This is a genomic window from Candidatus Laterigemmans baculatus, assembly GCF_010367455.1.
Taxonomy (GTDB): domain Bacteria; phylum Planctomycetota; class Planctomycetia; order Pirellulales; family Pirellulaceae; genus Laterigemmans; species Laterigemmans baculatus.
The window spans coordinates 18,800-34,164 of sequence record NZ_WRPR01000051.1; the positions used below are offsets into that span (position 1 = coordinate 18,800).

The 15,365-nt window shown below is 64.3% G+C and carries 10 protein-coding genes; 3 read left to right on the forward strand and 7 right to left on the reverse strand.

The window, feature by feature from the left end:
• Positions 1–92 precede the first annotated feature (92 nt).
• Positions 93–1,460 carry a ribosome biogenesis GTPase Der gene (gene der / locus GNK13_RS11230; protein WP_164102618.1) on the forward strand — a complete coding sequence of 456 codons (1,368 nt, stop codon included), beginning with the start codon at positions 93–95 and terminating at the stop codon, positions 1,458–1,460.
• 244 nt (positions 1,461–1,704) lie between these two features.
• Here the strand turns inward: der and GNK13_RS11235 are convergent, their stop codons facing one another.
• Together GNK13_RS11235 and GNK13_RS11240 are read right to left on the reverse strand one after the other, a co-directional pair.
• The gene (locus GNK13_RS11235) at positions 1,705–2,910 is read right to left on the reverse strand and encodes a glycosyltransferase (protein WP_164102619.1); all 1,206 of its coding nucleotides are present in this window, start codon (positions 2,908–2,910) and stop codon (positions 1,705–1,707) included.
• Between the two features lie 106 nt (positions 2,911–3,016).
• The gene (locus GNK13_RS11240; protein ID WP_390622507.1) at positions 3,017–4,342 is read right to left on the reverse strand and encodes an amidohydrolase family protein; all 1,326 of its coding nucleotides are present in this window, start codon (positions 4,340–4,342) and stop codon (positions 3,017–3,019) included.
• A 217-nt stretch (positions 4,343–4,559) separates the two neighbouring features.
• Between GNK13_RS11240 and GNK13_RS11245 the strand changes: the two genes are divergently transcribed.
• Positions 4,560–6,770 carry a protein kinase domain-containing protein gene (locus GNK13_RS11245; protein WP_164102620.1) on the forward strand — a complete coding sequence of 737 codons (2,211 nt, stop codon included), beginning with the start codon at positions 4,560–4,562 and terminating at the stop codon, positions 6,768–6,770.
• Between the two features lie 126 nt (positions 6,771–6,896).
• On the opposite strand, the gene pheT is transcribed toward GNK13_RS11245, so the two are convergent.
• From pheT to GNK13_RS11270, 5 genes are all read right to left on the reverse strand, one after another.
• On the reverse strand, positions 6,897–8,975 hold the full coding sequence (pheT, locus tag GNK13_RS11250) for a phenylalanine--tRNA ligase subunit beta (protein WP_164102621.1): 2,079 nt from the start codon (positions 8,973–8,975) through the stop codon (positions 6,897–6,899).
• Positions 8,976–9,046: 71 nt separating this feature from the next.
• Complete coding sequence (gene pheS, locus GNK13_RS11255) at positions 9,047–10,084, reverse strand: phenylalanine--tRNA ligase subunit alpha (protein ID WP_164102622.1); 1,038 nt, start codon at positions 10,082–10,084, stop codon at positions 9,047–9,049.
• A 67-nt stretch (positions 10,085–10,151) separates the two neighbouring features.
• Positions 10,152–11,969, reverse strand: coding sequence for a translational GTPase TypA (typA, locus tag GNK13_RS11260; RefSeq protein ID WP_164102623.1), 1,818 nt, complete (start codon positions 11,967–11,969; stop codon positions 10,152–10,154).
• A 247-nt stretch (positions 11,970–12,216) separates the two neighbouring features.
• Positions 12,217–13,602: an APC family permease gene (locus GNK13_RS11265; protein WP_164102624.1), complete on the reverse strand. Its 1,386-nt coding sequence runs from the start codon at positions 13,600–13,602 to the stop codon at positions 12,217–12,219.
• Positions 13,599–14,351, reverse strand: a complete 753-nt coding sequence (locus tag GNK13_RS11270) for a PIG-L family deacetylase (RefSeq protein WP_164102625.1) — start codon at positions 14,349–14,351, stop codon at positions 13,599–13,601. The genes GNK13_RS11265 and GNK13_RS11270 overlap by 4 nt, the downstream gene beginning before the upstream one ends.
• 280 nt (positions 14,352–14,631) lie before the next feature.
• On the opposite strand from GNK13_RS11270, the gene GNK13_RS11275 reads away from it, so the two are divergent.
• Complete coding sequence (locus tag GNK13_RS11275; RefSeq protein ID WP_164102626.1) at positions 14,632–15,312, forward strand: zinc metallopeptidase; 681 nt, start codon at positions 14,632–14,634, stop codon at positions 15,310–15,312.
• The last annotated feature ends 53 nt before the right edge of the window (positions 15,313–15,365 follow it).

A 15,365-nucleotide genomic window follows, 5' to 3' on the forward strand; every position in this document is an offset into this window, starting at 1 on the left:
GGCCGCCTCGGGCATACACTTAAAAACACGCGTTTCTCGCGTGCTCCCCCGTTTTCCCTTCTCTGACCGTTTGCTTCCCGCATCCACCCATCATGGCCGTCCCTCAAGTCGTCGTCGTCGGACGTCCCAACGTCGGTAAAAGCAGTCTCTTCAATTGGCTGGCTCGCCGCCGCCTGGCGATCGTCGACGATTATGCGGGCGTCACCCGCGACCGTCTCACGACCTTGATCGAGCATGACGAGCGGTACTTCGAGCTGGTCGATACCGGAGGGATGGGGGTCGAGGATGCCGATAATCTGACGGCCGACATCCGCTCGCAGATCGACGCGGCGATCGATTCGGCCGACGTGATCCTGTTCGTCGTCGACATCCGCTCCGGCCTGGTTCCGCTCGACGAGGAAGCGGCCGAGCGACTCCGCGGGATCGACCGTCCGGTGATTCTGGTCGTCAACAAAGCCGACCATGAAAAGCTCGATAGCGAAGCGGACGAGTTCTACAAGCTCGGACGCGGCCACATGATCTGCGTCAGCACCAAGCAGAACCGGGGCCGCGAGGAGCTGCTGGAGCTGATCAAGGAGCGGCTGCCCGAGGAATCGGGAGCCGAGGCGGAAGAAGAACCGCGGATGAAAGTGGCGATCGTCGGTCGCCGCAACGTGGGCAAGAGCACGTTCATCAATACGCTGGTCAAAGCCGAGCGGATGATCGTCAGCGAAGTCGCCGGGACGACCCGCGACAGCGTCGACGTGCACTTCGAACTCGATGGCCAGCGATTTACGGCGATCGACACGCCGGGGCTGCGGCGGCGGCGAAGCGTCCGCACCGATTTGGAGTTCTACAGCACGCACCGCGCCCAGCGGTCGGTCCGCCGGGCCGACGTCGTGCTGATGTTCTTCGACGCCGCGGAAAAAACGAGCAAGGTCGACAAGCAACTGATCCAGTACATCACCGACAACCACAAGCCGGTGATTTTCGTGATCAACAAGTGGGACAAGCTGCAGGGTCAGATTCCGACCGAACGGTGGGTCCATTACCTGCACGCCCAGTTCCCGACGCTGCAGTACGCCCCGATCGCCTTCATCACCGGCCAGACAGGAAAGAACGTCAAGGCGCTGCTAAACCACGCGCAAATGCTGTTCAAGCAGTCGCGAACCCGCGTCGGCACCGGCCAGCTGAACCGCCTGATCCACGCGGCCCTCGAACGCAACCCGCCGCCGATGTACCAGAATCGCCGCCCCAAGATCTACTACGGGACGCAGGTCGGTACCGAGCCGCCGATGATCGTGCTGATGTGCAACGAGCCCGAGGGGTTCGCTAACAATTACCGCCGCTACCTGCTCGGCGTGCTCCGCGACCATCTGCCGTTCGGCGAAGTGCCGATCAAGCTGTACCTGCAGAAACGGCCCCACAACGAAGGGGACGAACCGAATCGTCCACCCAAGCAAGCCCGCGCGGAAACCTAACGCACCGCCAAGCACCCTCCCCCCGGGCATTCGTCTCTACACAAGTCCAAGGGCTAGAAAAGGCACAGCCAATACCCTCCCCCCGGGAGGGTCGCGAGGAACGAGCGGGGAGGGTTTCTGCAACGGTGAGTTTCATTTCGGGCTATCGTCAGGGATTGCTCTCCCTCCCCTCGCTGACGCTCGACCCTCCCGGGGGGAGGGTATTGTCGAGGTATTCTGACCAAGCCCGGCAAGCCTAACGTACTTACACCACCCGCCGGTAGACGCCGGCGGTGTGGTGGGCCATCGCCCGATCGGAGAACTGCTCGGCGTGTCTTCGCACAGCCGACTCGCTCAGCGCCTGCCAGTCGTACTCGCCCTCGACGAGCAACCGCAGCTGTTCGGCCAGGCTTTGCGGCGAGTTCGGTTCGGCCAGCAAGCCGTCGCGGCCATGGCGGATCGCTTCGGGAGTCCCTTCGACCCGCGTCGCTACGACCGGCAGTCCCGCGGCCATCGCTTCGAGCACGACCATCGGCATCCCTTCGCCGTAGAGGCTCGGCAGAACCATCGCGTCGAGCTCGGCGAGGGCGGCAGGCACGTCGCTGGCAAAGCCGCTCAGCTCGACCGCGTCCTCCAGGCCCAGCTCGCTGATCAACCGGCGAATCGACGCTTCGTATTCAGCCGTCTCAAACGGGCCGATGCAGCGCAGGCGAACGTCGAGCTCCCGCTTCCGCAGCTCGACCAGAGCCCGCAGGGCTACCTCCAATCCTTTCCGCGGCCGCATCAGAGCCACCATGCCCAGCACCCAGCGGCCGCCGGGAGTGGGGATCTGCTGCCGCGGCGGACGGATTGCCGGAACACCATTGGCAACGACACTGACGCGATCGGCCGCCCAGCCCTCGGCAATCATCTGCTTGCGGAGACTGTTCGAGACGGTGATGAGATGGGCGGCAGAGCGCAGCGACCACCGCTCAACCCAGTAGTTCAGCTGGTTTTGCAGCCAGCGGGATGAATCGTTCGCCGTGGGGCTGTGGACGTGGTAGATCCAGGGAACGTCCAGCCGCTTGGCGATTCGCGCGGCGACCATCGCGGACCGCGGTGTGTGGGCGTGCAGCAGCTGATAGCGTCGGGAGCCGACCGCAGCGAGGATCCGCCCCGCCACGCCGAGATCGTAGCGGCTCCGCATCGGCACGGCGAACACCTCGCTCTCGTCCCGCGGGCATTGCTCGAGAAACCGGCCCGGCGTCAAACAAGCAAAGTCCGCCCGAAATCCCTCGCTCGGCAAACACCGCCCCAGATGCACCTGCACCCGCTCGGCTCCGGCAAAATGCTGGCCGTTGATGATGTGCAGGACCGAGACCGTCCCCTGCCGCACCGCTCCTTCACGCCCCCCCGGTACCGCTTCGGCAAAGTAGCTGTCCGCTGGAGACGGCGACGACGAAGCCAGGGAGGTGGGGATCGTTTGCGACATGAATAAGAACCGGGCAGGGGAGGATTGCGGCAGCGGGGTAGCAGCAACACTGCTCCCGCACTCCTTCCAACCCTAGCTCACTCGGATCGACGCTTCGGCAAATCCGCTACTCCTTCGCCTCCCGCCACGCGGCCAACCGCTCGGCCACCCCGGGAATCAATTTCGCGGCGTTCTCGTGATAGATCTTCCGCAGCACGTCGTCGGGCAGATGCACGCCGTAAATCCGCCAAAAACCCTGCGGCGGGAACTCGTTCTCGGCGTACGGAAAGTACTCGTCGCGAGTTTCAAAGAACCGCCAGTACAACCGGACGCGGGTTTCCGGCCACGGCCCATCGGTCCCGAACAGCACGCGGTCGGCATTGCGAATCAAAAAATCGCGAGCCGTGTAGGGCTGACGCCCGAGCTCCGATATGCGCGACGCCGGCTCGACCCACAGATTCGGATAATCGTCGAGCCACTTTTGGACGAGCCGCAGGTCTTCGGCCGAATTGGCCATGTGAGCTCCGATGAACTGCGTCTTCGGATGCCGAGCGATGACGCGGTTGCGGGCTTCGAGCAACTCCATCCGGGACGGAAAATCGCCGCCGTGGAAGTGCCAATCGGGATGCCGGCTGAGCTCTTCCCAGCGTTCGTTCTCCGGGCCGAGCGGCTCGAAGAAAGCGCTCGGGTCGGCCGTGTGGATCAACACCGGCAGCCCAGTTCGCCCGCACGCTTCCCAAATCGGATCCCAACGGGGGTCGTCGATGCGAAGCAATTTCCCTTCGGCGTCGCGGTACTCGAGCCCAAATCGCTTGAAGATTTTCAGCCCGCTGACGCCTCGCTCCGCCGCTTCGACCAGCCGCTCGGCGCTCCGCTCGGCCCACCCCGGGCGGTTACAGGCCCAAGTCGCCGGCTTGTCCGGATCGCCATCCCCCATCCAGTCGAGATTGGCGAACACGATGAACCGGTTGCGGTAGTCCTCCCAGAGGAAATCGAGGTGCTCCTCCAACTGCGAACCGAGCTGTCCATCGAGGCTGGCGCAGACCGCGATCCGGTTGCGATCCATCAGCGCCACGAAATCTTCCAGCGCCTGCTCGTTGTGCCGCTGGCGATAGAACATGTGCGTGTGCACATCGACGACCGGAAAGCGAGCGATCGCGACCTGGGTCTCGGCCACCCGCAGTTGCGGCTGCGGGCGGAAATTCCGCAGCAACAGTTCGCGTCCCGCGCGCCCATCGAGCGGTTCAGCGGGCGGTTCAGCCTCTTTCGCCGCTACTGGTTCACCGGTCGCTGCAGCGATATCGTCGGCGGCCGGAGGCGCTGCGGCTCGGGCGGCCGAGCAGTCCGCGAGGACTCCCCAGCTGCTGCCAAGCAGGAGCAGCAGCGAGAGGAACAGCCGCAGCGGCGGCTTGGACGCGGCGACAGAAAGCGGGCGGGCCGTTAGAATATGCACAGCGAAATACACCTAGCCTATAGGTAATCGAGTCATCAGAGCCCTAAAAGCTAGGCTCTGTCAGAAAACCCAGTGATTTCAGTCTTGTGAGCCGTAGGCGCTAGCCTCGGGCCTCGCAGCCCCGGAATTTTCGCTGCAGCACCCGCGGCTAGCGCCGTCGGCTCAGGGTTTTCTGACAGAGCCTATCTTTGGGCCTACGCGTTGACCTTGGGACCGAATGTCGGGCGATTATACCCAGCAACAGACGCTCGGAGAGCAACTCGAAGCCGAGCGGCTGAGCCTGCAGGCCACGGCCCCACCAGCCGAGCTGCCCGGCTACCGCATGGAGCGTTTTTTGGGGGCCGGGGCGTTTGGCCAAGTCTGGGTCGGTCGCGACCTGAACACCGGGCGGCGGGTTGCCATCAAGTTCTACCTGCACCGCGGCGGCGTCAATTGGTCGCTGCTGGCCCGCGAAGTCAAGCACTTGGTCCAGCTCTCGGCTGACCGCCACATCGTGCAGGTCTTGGAAGTTGGCTGGGAAGCCGATCCGCCATTCTACGTGATGGAATATCTCGAGTCGGGGTCGCTCGAGGATTTGTTGGCGACCCGAGGCCGGCTCCCGATCGGGCAAGCGATTGAGCTGTTCTATGGGATCTGCATCGGGCTGAACCACTCGCACGGCAAAGGGGTGCTGCACTGCGACCTGAAGCCAGCGAACATTCTGCTCGACGAGGACTATCGGCCGCGGCTGGCCGACTTTGGCCAGAGCCGGATGTCGCACGAGCAGACCCCGGCACTCGGGACGCTGTTCTACATGGCTCCCGAGCAAGCCGATTTGGAAGCGACTCCCGATGCCCGCTGGGACGTGTACGGCTTGGGGGCGATCCTATACCGGATCCTGACCGGCAACGCGCCGCACCGCACGGGTGAGCTGCTGCAGCGGATCGACACCGCGGGGAGCCTGCCGCGCCGCTTGGACCAGTACCGCGAGGCGATCCTCCGCGACGGGCCTCCGCGCGACCACCATCGGCGACGCGGCGTCGATCGCGCGCTGGCTCAGATCATCGACGGCTGTTTGGCGGTCGATCCCGAGAAGCGTTTTGCCAACGTTCAGCAAGTCATCGAGGCGCTCGACCACCGAGCGGCGGCGCGGCAGCGTCGTCCGCTGCTGTTGCTGGGGATCGTCGGCCCGCTGCTGCTGTTGCTGATGACCGGGATCTTGATGACCCGGACCGTGCTCGAGACCCGGACCTCGGTCGCTTCGGCGCTCCGCGAGAGAGCGAACGAGTCGAACCGTTTGGCGGCCATGTTCGCCTCCCGCACGCTGGAGCTGGAACTCCGCAAATATTTTGAAGTCGTCCAGCGGGAGGCGAGTCGTCCAGAGTTCGAAACGCTCCTCCGCGAGCTGCTCCAAGATCCGGAGTTCAGCGAGCTGCGGGAGCGGATCGCCAGCGGCCAAGACGCCGAGCAAGCCCGCCAGACGCTGCTCGACTCGCCAGCCCGCAAGCCGCTGCAGGAGTATCTCGACAGCCGGCTCGCGCTTTATGACGGCGCCGATTCCTACGGCAATAGTATCGACTTGGCGACGATGTTCCTGACCGACGACCTCGGCACGATGCTCGCCATCTCCTACGAATCGCCGGTCCGCCGCGAAGAGGACAGCGCGGGGCGGAACTTTGCTTTCCGTCCCTATTTCCATGGCGGCCACGAAGGGCTTCCGCCGGACACCGACCCGCACTCGGTCGAGCCGCTCCGCCGGACCTACCTCAGCCAACCCTTCTTCAGCACCGCCACCCAGCTCTGGAAGGTCGCCGTCAGCACCCCGATCTACCTCGATCCCGATCCGGCTCCCGGCCAGCCTCCCGACGGCGTGTTCGTCGCGACGACCAACCTCGGCGGCTTCGATTTGATGCGGACCCGCGGCCCAGCCCAGCTGAATCAGATCGCCACGCTCGTCGACGCCCGCCCCGGAGCCCTGCGGGGAACGATCCTCCAACACCCGCTGATCAACGACGCCCCGCAAGCGGCTGAGGCTTCGATGGACCAGCGATACCAGTTGGCCCCCGAAGTGCTCGACGGACTGCTCTCGGGCGAGCGAGTGGATTACACCGATCCGCTCGTCGCGGCGCCGGGAGGAGAAGCTTATCGCGGCGCCTGGATCGCAGCGGTCCAGCCGGTCTCGCTGCCGCATGTCGATCCCACCGACCCGCAAGAATCGACCGACCTGCTGGTGCTGGTCCAATACCGCTGGAGCGAGATCATCGCCCCGGTCGGGGCGTTGGTGAACACGCTGCTCTGGTATGGGGTCGCCGCAGTGAGCGGGATCCTGCTGGTGATCTTCGTGCTCTGGCTCGTGGTCCGCCGCGTCGGCGACCAAAGCCGTCCGGCAGGTCCCGCGGAGGGCGAACACGCCCCACCGACCGACACCAAAACCCTCGCGGTGAAATAGAATCGCCTTTCGCTCATCAGCCGCCACGCGCTAGCGTCCGCTTTCTGCGGAATTCGTGAGAACCGGACGCTAGCGCGTGGCGGCTGATGGATAAACAGGGGATTCGCGGCTGATGATTACCCGGGCTCACGCCAACAACTTCGCTCCGTGATCCTGCTCGCACTGCTGGAGGATCGCTTGCACCATGGCGTCGGCTTCTTCGCCAGTCAACGTGCCGTCTTGCCGCTGCAGCTCGACGCTGAACAGGATCCGCTTGGTCTGCGGGCCGTCCTTTTCCGGAGCCCGATAGGTCTCGCGGTAGTCGACCCCGGCGAGCTCGATGCCGACCGCCGTGCGAGTGCTCGACTCCAACTGGTCCCACCGCACCGCTTCGCCGACGATCAGGTTCAAATCACGAGAGATCGACGGGTAGGGGCTGACCGTGCGGAACTGGGGAACGAGCGCCGCGCCGGCGAACAAGGCGGGCAAGGAGAGTTCCGCGACACAGGTCGCCGCAGGCAATTTCAAGCGGCGAGTGAGCTCCGAGTCGAGCATCCCCAAGCAGCCGATCGCGTGCTCACCGACCCGCAGCCGCACCGCCAAGTTCGGATCGAGCCCCGCGATCGGTTCCTCCGTCACCGCGAGCGGCTCGCGAATGCCGAGCCGCGCGGCCAACGTCGCGATGATCCCTTTGACGGCGTAGAAGTCCTTGCCGCTGACCAGTCCCACGCAGTACTGCTCCACCGCCGGAGTGGCAGCACTCTCGCCAGGCAGATAAACGTGGGCCACTTCGAACAGCTCCGCATGCAGGCTCGCCGCCGACCAATTTTCGGCTCGACTCTGCAGCAAGCTCGGCAACAGCGAACGCCGTAGTCGATCCGCTCCTTTGAGCAGCGGCGTCTGAGTCCGCAGAGCCGGGCGATCGGTCCAAGGCGTCAGTTGGGCGTCGAGTGCCTCGGTCACGATGCTCGGCGTCATCGCTTCGCTGATCCCCGCGGCCGTGAGCACCTGGCGGACGCGGTCCATCGCGTGGTCGAACTCGCGACGAGCACTGGGAGCCACCGCGATCGGCGAGTCCTCGGGGATCTTGTCGTAGCCGTGGATCCGCGCTACCTCTTCGATCAAATCCGCTTCCCGCGTCAGGTCGTGCCGCCACGACGGTGGCACCACCGTCATCGCCGGACTCGCTTCCTCGCCCGCTTCTTCCACGCGGCAGCCGAGCGCCGTCAGGATCCGCAGGACCTCGTCGCGAGGAACCGAGATCCCCAGAATCCGCTCGATCTGCGAGAGCCGCAGCGTGACCGGTGCCGTCGCGGGAATCTCCGGCGCGGTATCGACCACTCCGCTGCAGAGCTCGCCGCCAGCGATTTCGAGAATCAGTTCGCACACTCGGCGGCTAGCCCAATCGACTCCCAGCGGATCGACGCGGCGTTCGAAGCGGAACGACGAGGGGCTGTGCAGCTTCAGCCTGCGGGCGGTGCGGCGGACCGAGAGAGGTGTGAAAATCGCCGCTTCGATCAGCAGGTCGGTCGTCGACTCGCTGACTTCCGAGCCGGCTCCTCCCATCACGCCCGCCACGGCCAGCGCCCGCTCGGTGTCGGCGATCACGCACATCGAAGGATCGAGCTCGTAGGTCTTATGGTCGATCGCTTCGATCCGCTCCCCCTTGGCCGCTGGGCGAACGATGATCTTGGCGGCTCCCTCGTTCGCACCGGCAACCGCGGACAAATCGAAAGCGTGCAGCGGCTGACCGCACTCGAACATTACGTAGTTGGTGATGTCGACGATGTTGTTGACCGGCGTAATCCCGACGGCGGTCAGCGCATCGGCCAACCACGCCGGGCTCGGGGCGACGCGAACGCCGCGAACCACGCGAGCCGTATAGCGGGGACAGGCTTCAACGAACTGGTTCTCGACCGCCACGAGCTGCTCCACCGGCGGCGCACTTTCGGCTGGCCGCGGATCGGGAACTCGCAGCTCTCGGTCGAACAGCACGCTGATCTCGCGAGCCACGCCGATGTGCCCCAGGCAATCGCCGCGGTTGCTGGTCACCTCCAGATCGATGACGACTTCCGAACCGCGGGTGAAGGTCTCTTCATGGTTCAGCCCCGAGAGGCTCAGCGCGTCGGCCAGTTCGTCCGGCCCGAGCTTCTGTGGGTTGCCCGGATTCGATGGGGTATCGGCGAGATCGATGTAGCGCGAGAGCCAAGTCCAGGAGACAAGCATGGTCGGAGGTCAGGCGAGAGGTGAGCGGAGCTGGAGGATGAGCGGCGGAAGAGGCGGAGCGGGCGGAGGTCCTAGAACTGGGCGAGGAACCGCATGTCGCCGCTGTACAGGTCGCGGATATCGGTGATCCCGTGGCGACGCATGCAGAGCCGCTCGACTCCCAAACCGAACGCAAACCCAGTCACTTGCTCGGGATCGTAACCGACCGACTCGAGCACTGCCGGGTCGACCATCCCCGCTCCACCGAATTCGATCCACGCGTCGTTCCACCAGAAGTCGACTTCGACGCTCGGCTCGGTGAAGGGGAAGAACGAAGGGCGAAAGCGGATTCGCACGTCTTCGCCGAGGTAGTTGTTGGCGAACACCCGCAACACGGTTTTGAGGTTCGCCATCGTGATCCCGCGGTCGACCAGCAACCCTTCCATCTGATGGAACATCGGGTAATGCGTCGCGTCGGGAGCATCGGGGCGATAGACGCGGCCGAGCGAGATCACGCGCACCGGCGGCTGGCGAGCTTCCATCACGCGAATCTGCACGGTGCTCGTCTGGCTGCGAAGGAGCAAGCCTCCCTCCTCGCCCGCAGACTGCGCGGCGGCAGTGGCCAGATAGAAATTGTCCAGCGGGTCGCGCGCCGGATGGTCCTCGGGAATATTCAAGGCGACAAAGTTGTGCCACGGATCTTCAACTTCGGGTCCCTCGGCCGCCTCAAACCCCATCCGTCCCATGATCTCCTTGAGATGCTCGATCGTCTGGGTGATCGGGTGGATGTGGCCGAGCTCGAGCGGCGTCCCGGGAAGGGTCGGATCGGGCACCGGACCAGTGGCCACCGCCTCGCCCGACTTGAGGGCCGCGGCGGCGGCGTCAAAGCCTGCCTGCAGCAGCTGCTTGACTTCGTTCAGCCGTTTGCCGGCAGCCGGTTTGTCCGCCTTGTCGATCCCGCCCAAGTGTTTCTGGACGTCCCGCAGCGCTCCACTCTTGGCTCCGAGAAACTCCACGCGAGCCGCCTCCAACGTCTCAGCGTCGCGGACCTCCGCGAACGCTGCGGCACCTCGCTCGGCGAGCCCGTCGAGGGCTGCGAGAAAATCGTTCAGACTGGTCGTGGCTGGCATCGCAGGGGTCAGCAGCGGAAGGAAACACCGGGAGATTCGAGAGCCGGATCGTAACCGATCGAGGCCCTCAGACGAACGCGGGCTTGCGGCCTTGGCGGCGACGGTCCGCCTCTTTGAGCAATGCCTTCCGCAGACGGATGCTCGTCGGGGTGATCTCCACCAGCTCGTCGTCCTCGATGAACTCGAGGGCCGCTTCGAGCGAGAGGTCCTTCGGCGGCTTGAGGATCACGTTTTCGTCGCTCCCCGAAGCCCGCATGTTGGTCAGCTTCTTCTCCCGGCAGGGATTCACGACCATGTCGTTGTCCCGCGCGTTCTCGCCAACGATCTGGCCTTCGTAGATCTCCGAGCCTGGCGGGACCATCAACTCGCCGCGATCCTGCAGACTGTACAGGGCGAATGGCACGGCACGGCCGGAGGCCATCGAGACCATCACGCCGTTGGCCCGTTTGGGAACTTCCCCTTCGACCGGGCGGTAGCCGGAGAAGCGGTTGTGAATGATCGCGGTTCCCTTGGTCGCGTTCAGCAGCCGAGTCCGCAGTCCGATCAAGCCGCGAGCCGGAATGCTGAAGCGGAGCAGACTGTAATCGCTTCGCTGCTGCATCTCTTCGAGCTGTCCGCGGCGAAGTCCGACCAGCTCCATCACCGGCCCCATATTGTCGGTCGGGACTTCGACGGTGAGGACTTCGTAGGGCTCTTGCCGACGGCCGTCGATCTCTTTGAAGATCACTCGCGGTTTGCCGATGTTCAGCTCAAAACCTTCCCGCCGCATCGTCTCGATCAGCACGGCCAAGTGCAACACGCCGCGACCGCGAACCGCGTAAGCTTCGGTCCCTTCGATCGTTTCGACCCGCAGGGCCACGTTCCGCTCGAGCTCCTTCATCAACCGAGCTTTGAGCTGACGCGTCGTGACGTACTTGCCTTCGCGACCGACGAACGGCGAGGTGTTGACGCCGAACACCATTTCCAGCGTCGGCTCGTCGACCTTCAGCCGCGGCAGCGGCCGTGGCTTGCCGACTTCGCAGATCGTGTCGCCGATTTCGACGTTCTCGAGCCCCACCAGCGCGACGACTTCGCCGGCTGCCGCCTCCTGGGTCTCGGTCCTTCCCATATTGTCGAACACGAACAGCCCGCCGATCTTGGCCGTCGAAACGCCCTTGGCCTGGTGCAGCTCGACCGCCTGACCGCTGGAAATCTTACCCGCCAGAATTCGCCCCACGGCGATCCGTCCGACGTACTCCGACCAATCGAGCGTGGTGACCAGCATCTGCAGCGGCTCGTCGGGATCGACCTCCGGGCCGGGCAAACGATCGACCATCATGTCCAGCAGCGGCCGCATATCGGTTCCGCGGACTTTCGGATCGGTCGTCGCAAAGCCTTCCTTGGCCGAGGTATAGACGTACGCGGCGTCGTCGAGCAACTCTTCGCCACCGAGATCGGCGAGCAGCTCCAGAGCTTCATCGAGCGCCTCGTGCGGCCGCCCGTCGGGTCGATCGACTTTGTTGACGATCACGATCGGACGGACCCCCGCCTCGAGCGCCTTTTCCAGCACGAACCGCGTTTGCGGCATCGGTCCCTCGGCCGCGTCGACCAGCACCAGACAGCCGTCGGCCATCCGCACCACCCGCTCGACCTCGCCACCGAAGTCGGCGTGGCCCGGGGTGTCGATCAAATTGATTTTTACACCGCGGTAGGGAATCGCGATGTTCTTGGCGAGAATCGTGATCCCCCGTTCCTTCTCCAAATCATTGGAGTCGAGGATCCGTTCCCCCTGCAGTTGCGAGTCGCGGTACTGGCCGCTCTGGCGTAACAAGCAGTCGACGAGCGTGGTTTTGCCGTGGTCGACGTGGGCAATGATGACAACGTTTCGGATATCAGCGCGACGCATTGAAAAAGCCGCTCGTCAACTGCGGCTGCCTTGAAGATCGAGTATTTGAAGGGGTTGCCCCTGATTGTTGGGTGTCGAGCCAAATTAAAAAAGGGGCACCGCCGCGCATTTCACCCGCGCAATCGTTTAACGGCAAGCCGCAGGCGACTGTGTTCTCCCCCGCACCACTCCCGGATGCCAGGGTGCGGCGCAGCAGACGTTAAAAAGCAGTCGCCTTCGGCTTGCCGTTAAACGATCAATGCCCTGGTCACGTCTCCCCCTGGCGCGAGAAGAGCGGATACAGCACGAACCCCAGCGGCAGCACGAGCACCGCCAGCACCAGTCCACGTGGATCACTCTGCAAGCGGTAGCTGAAGGCCAATGCGGCGATCCCGAGCGAGGCAACCACGAATACGACCGGAGTGAGCGGCCACGCGATCACTGGCCGCGATCCCGGCCGTCCCGAAAATCGCGGCAACAGCAAACACAACACGCTGCCGGCCGAACTGAGCAACAACAGAAAGGCCAGGTAGTCGAGCAATTGCTGGAGATTCGTCGCCAGTGCCAGCCCAATCGCCAGCACGCACTGCAGCACGATCGCCCCTCGCGGCACCGCGTCCGGAGGGGCGGCCAAAAAGCGGGGCAGCATCCCGTCGCGAGCCATCTGGGCATACATGTGCGGACCGGCCAGGACCATCGCCGAGACCGAGGTCGCCAGCGACAGCAAAATCACGCCCGTCACGAATCGCCGCAGCCCCACTCCTCCGAGACTCTCGGCAGCAATCTTGAAGACGTCTTTCTGGCCCGCCAGCGCGTCGATTGACGTGCTCCAGAGGATCACCCCGTTGAGCGCCAAGTAAAGAATCGTGACCCCGATGGTCGCGAGCCACATCGCACGAGCAACGGTGGCCCCGCCGCTGGACGTCCCCGCGACATAGACCGCCGCGTTGTACCCGGCGTAGCTGAACGAGAACCACATCACGCTCGTCGCTAGCGCCGCCAGAGAAATCGGTACCGCGACGACCGACGCCGACGCCCCGGGTCCGCCAACCACTTCCACCGCCCCCTTTCCCACCGGCTCGCTTCCCGCCGCTCCGAACTCTCGCACCCCCTCAACCCCGAGGCTGAACAGCCCAATCCCGACGAACACGACCAGCAGCACGAGCTTGACCAGCACCAACAGGTTCTGGGTTCTCGCTCCGGCCGACAGACGAGCGAAATGCAGAGCTCCGAACACGACGATCAGCACGCAAGGGACGACCCGCGGCGGCAGCTCGCCGATCCAGCTTCCGGCGGGCAGATAGGCTTCGAAAGTCACCGCGGCGTAGGCAATCGCGCCACTGAAACCGGCGGTCAGCGAAATCCAGCCCGCTAAAAAGCCCGCCAACGGATGGACGCCGCGGGCGAGAAACAAATACTCGCCTCCCGACTCGCTGAGCTGCCGAGCCAGCCCGCCGTAACAAGCGGCGCCGAGCAGTGCGACCGCTCCGGCGAGTCCCCACGCGAGCAAGACCGAGCTGCGACTGCCGAGGTCCGCCAGGGCAAACCCGCTGCTGGTGTAGACCCCCGCGCCGATCATGTTGGCGATCACCAAACTGACGAGCGAGGTCAGCCCGAACCGCGGCGCCCGGTTCGGTGGCGTGGAGGAGCTCACGTTTGCACTTCGCCGTGGGGCAAAACGGTCGCCACGAGGTCGGTCACCGCGACAGGCCGCGAAGCGACGAACACTTCGCCAGCCGAAACTCCCGCCGCTTGCCCCGAAACGACGGCCGCCGCCCGCACGCGGTCGTAGACGTAAGCCTTGTGAGCAAACTGGGTTTCGTAACAGCGGATCGAATCGATCTTCGCCTCGAGCGTGGCGGCGATGTCAACGGTCAGATGATTCGGAAATCCACCGAGCGTGTCGGGCTCAAACGCCAGCCGGAAATACAGCTGCCGCGAGACCGCGTGTACCGGCAGCCCCTCGAAATGCTCGTCCCACTTGGTCAAGCGGCTGTAAAACACCGCCGCGTCGGTGATCTGCATCGCCTGCCAATGATCGGGAGACGCCATCGGCGTTTTGTCGCCGAACCCGATCACCAGCCGCGGGCGATAGCGGCGGAATTCCTTGGCCAGAGCGACGCGGGTCTCGAAGCAATCGAACAACCGGCGGTTGGGCAAATCGAGCGTCCGCCGCACCGCCACGCCAAGCACTTCGGCAGCCCGCTGCGCCTCTTTCAAACGCACTTCCGGGCCCTGCGAATGGGGCGTCGGCTCGCCGTCGGTCAGGTCGATAATCCCCACCCGATAGCCCTGTTGGGCGAGCAGCGCCAAGGTTCCCCCGCAGGCGATTTCCACGTCGTCCGGGTGAGCCCCGACCGCGATCACATCCAACCGCTCCGGAAGATCCGCCAAATCAATCATCAACAGCCTAAGATTCTGTAGGAGAGAAGCCCGAAAGGAGAAAAGCCGAGAGCCCGGGGAGCGATCTGCAGGTTACAAACCTACCGCACGAGCGGTCAGCTAGGTAGGTTTCGCATGCGGCGAAGCTCGGCTCCCACTCGGCCTTGCTTGAAGGCCATTTGGTGCGAGGGCTCTCGCCCGCTGGCACGCCGCTTGCCTAAAATAAGACGTCAACTGCGGAGCGTGCCAATCTGGCAGTGATTTCCGCCGACCCCACCTCTAAGAATTGTGAGCACAAACCGTGTTCTTCGATCCGGTCTATTTTCTTTTCATTCTGCCTCCTTTCCTGCTTGGCCTGTACGCCCAGTGGAAAGTGAAGTCGTCGTTCGCCTCGATGTCGCAGGTTCCCGCGCGAATGGCCGGCGCCGAAGCGGCGAGGCGAATGTTGGATTCGGCCGGGCTCCGTGATGTGGGCATCGAGCAGGTCCCCGGTCACTTGTCGGACCACTACGACCCGCGGCACAAGGTGCTTCGGCTGAGCCCCGACGTTTATCGGGGTCGCTCGATGGCAGCGGTGGGCGTTGCTTGCCACGAAGCGGGACACGCGATGCAGGATGCCGATGGGTACGCTCCGCTGGTGATCCGCAACATGGCGGTCCCGGCGGCCAACTTTGGCTCAAACATCGGAATCTGGTTGTTGATCGGCGGGGCGATCGCCAGTATCGAGCCGCTGATCTGGCTGGGAATCGTCGCGTTCGGAGCGACGGTCTTCTTCCAGCTGGTGAATTTGCCGGTGGAGTTCAACGCCAGCTCGCGAGCGAAGCTGGAACTGGTCGACCAGGGGATCATCTCCCGGGAAGAGGCACCGTATGTTGCCAAAGTGCTCAACGCCGCGGCGTTGACGTACGTGGCAGCGACGCTGCAAGCGGTCATGACGCTGCTGTACCTGATTATGCGATTCGCGGGCGGCAGCCGCGAATAGCGGTTGACCGGGTTCGCAAAGTTTCTTCCTCCGACTGAGTGGTTCGAGTGGCG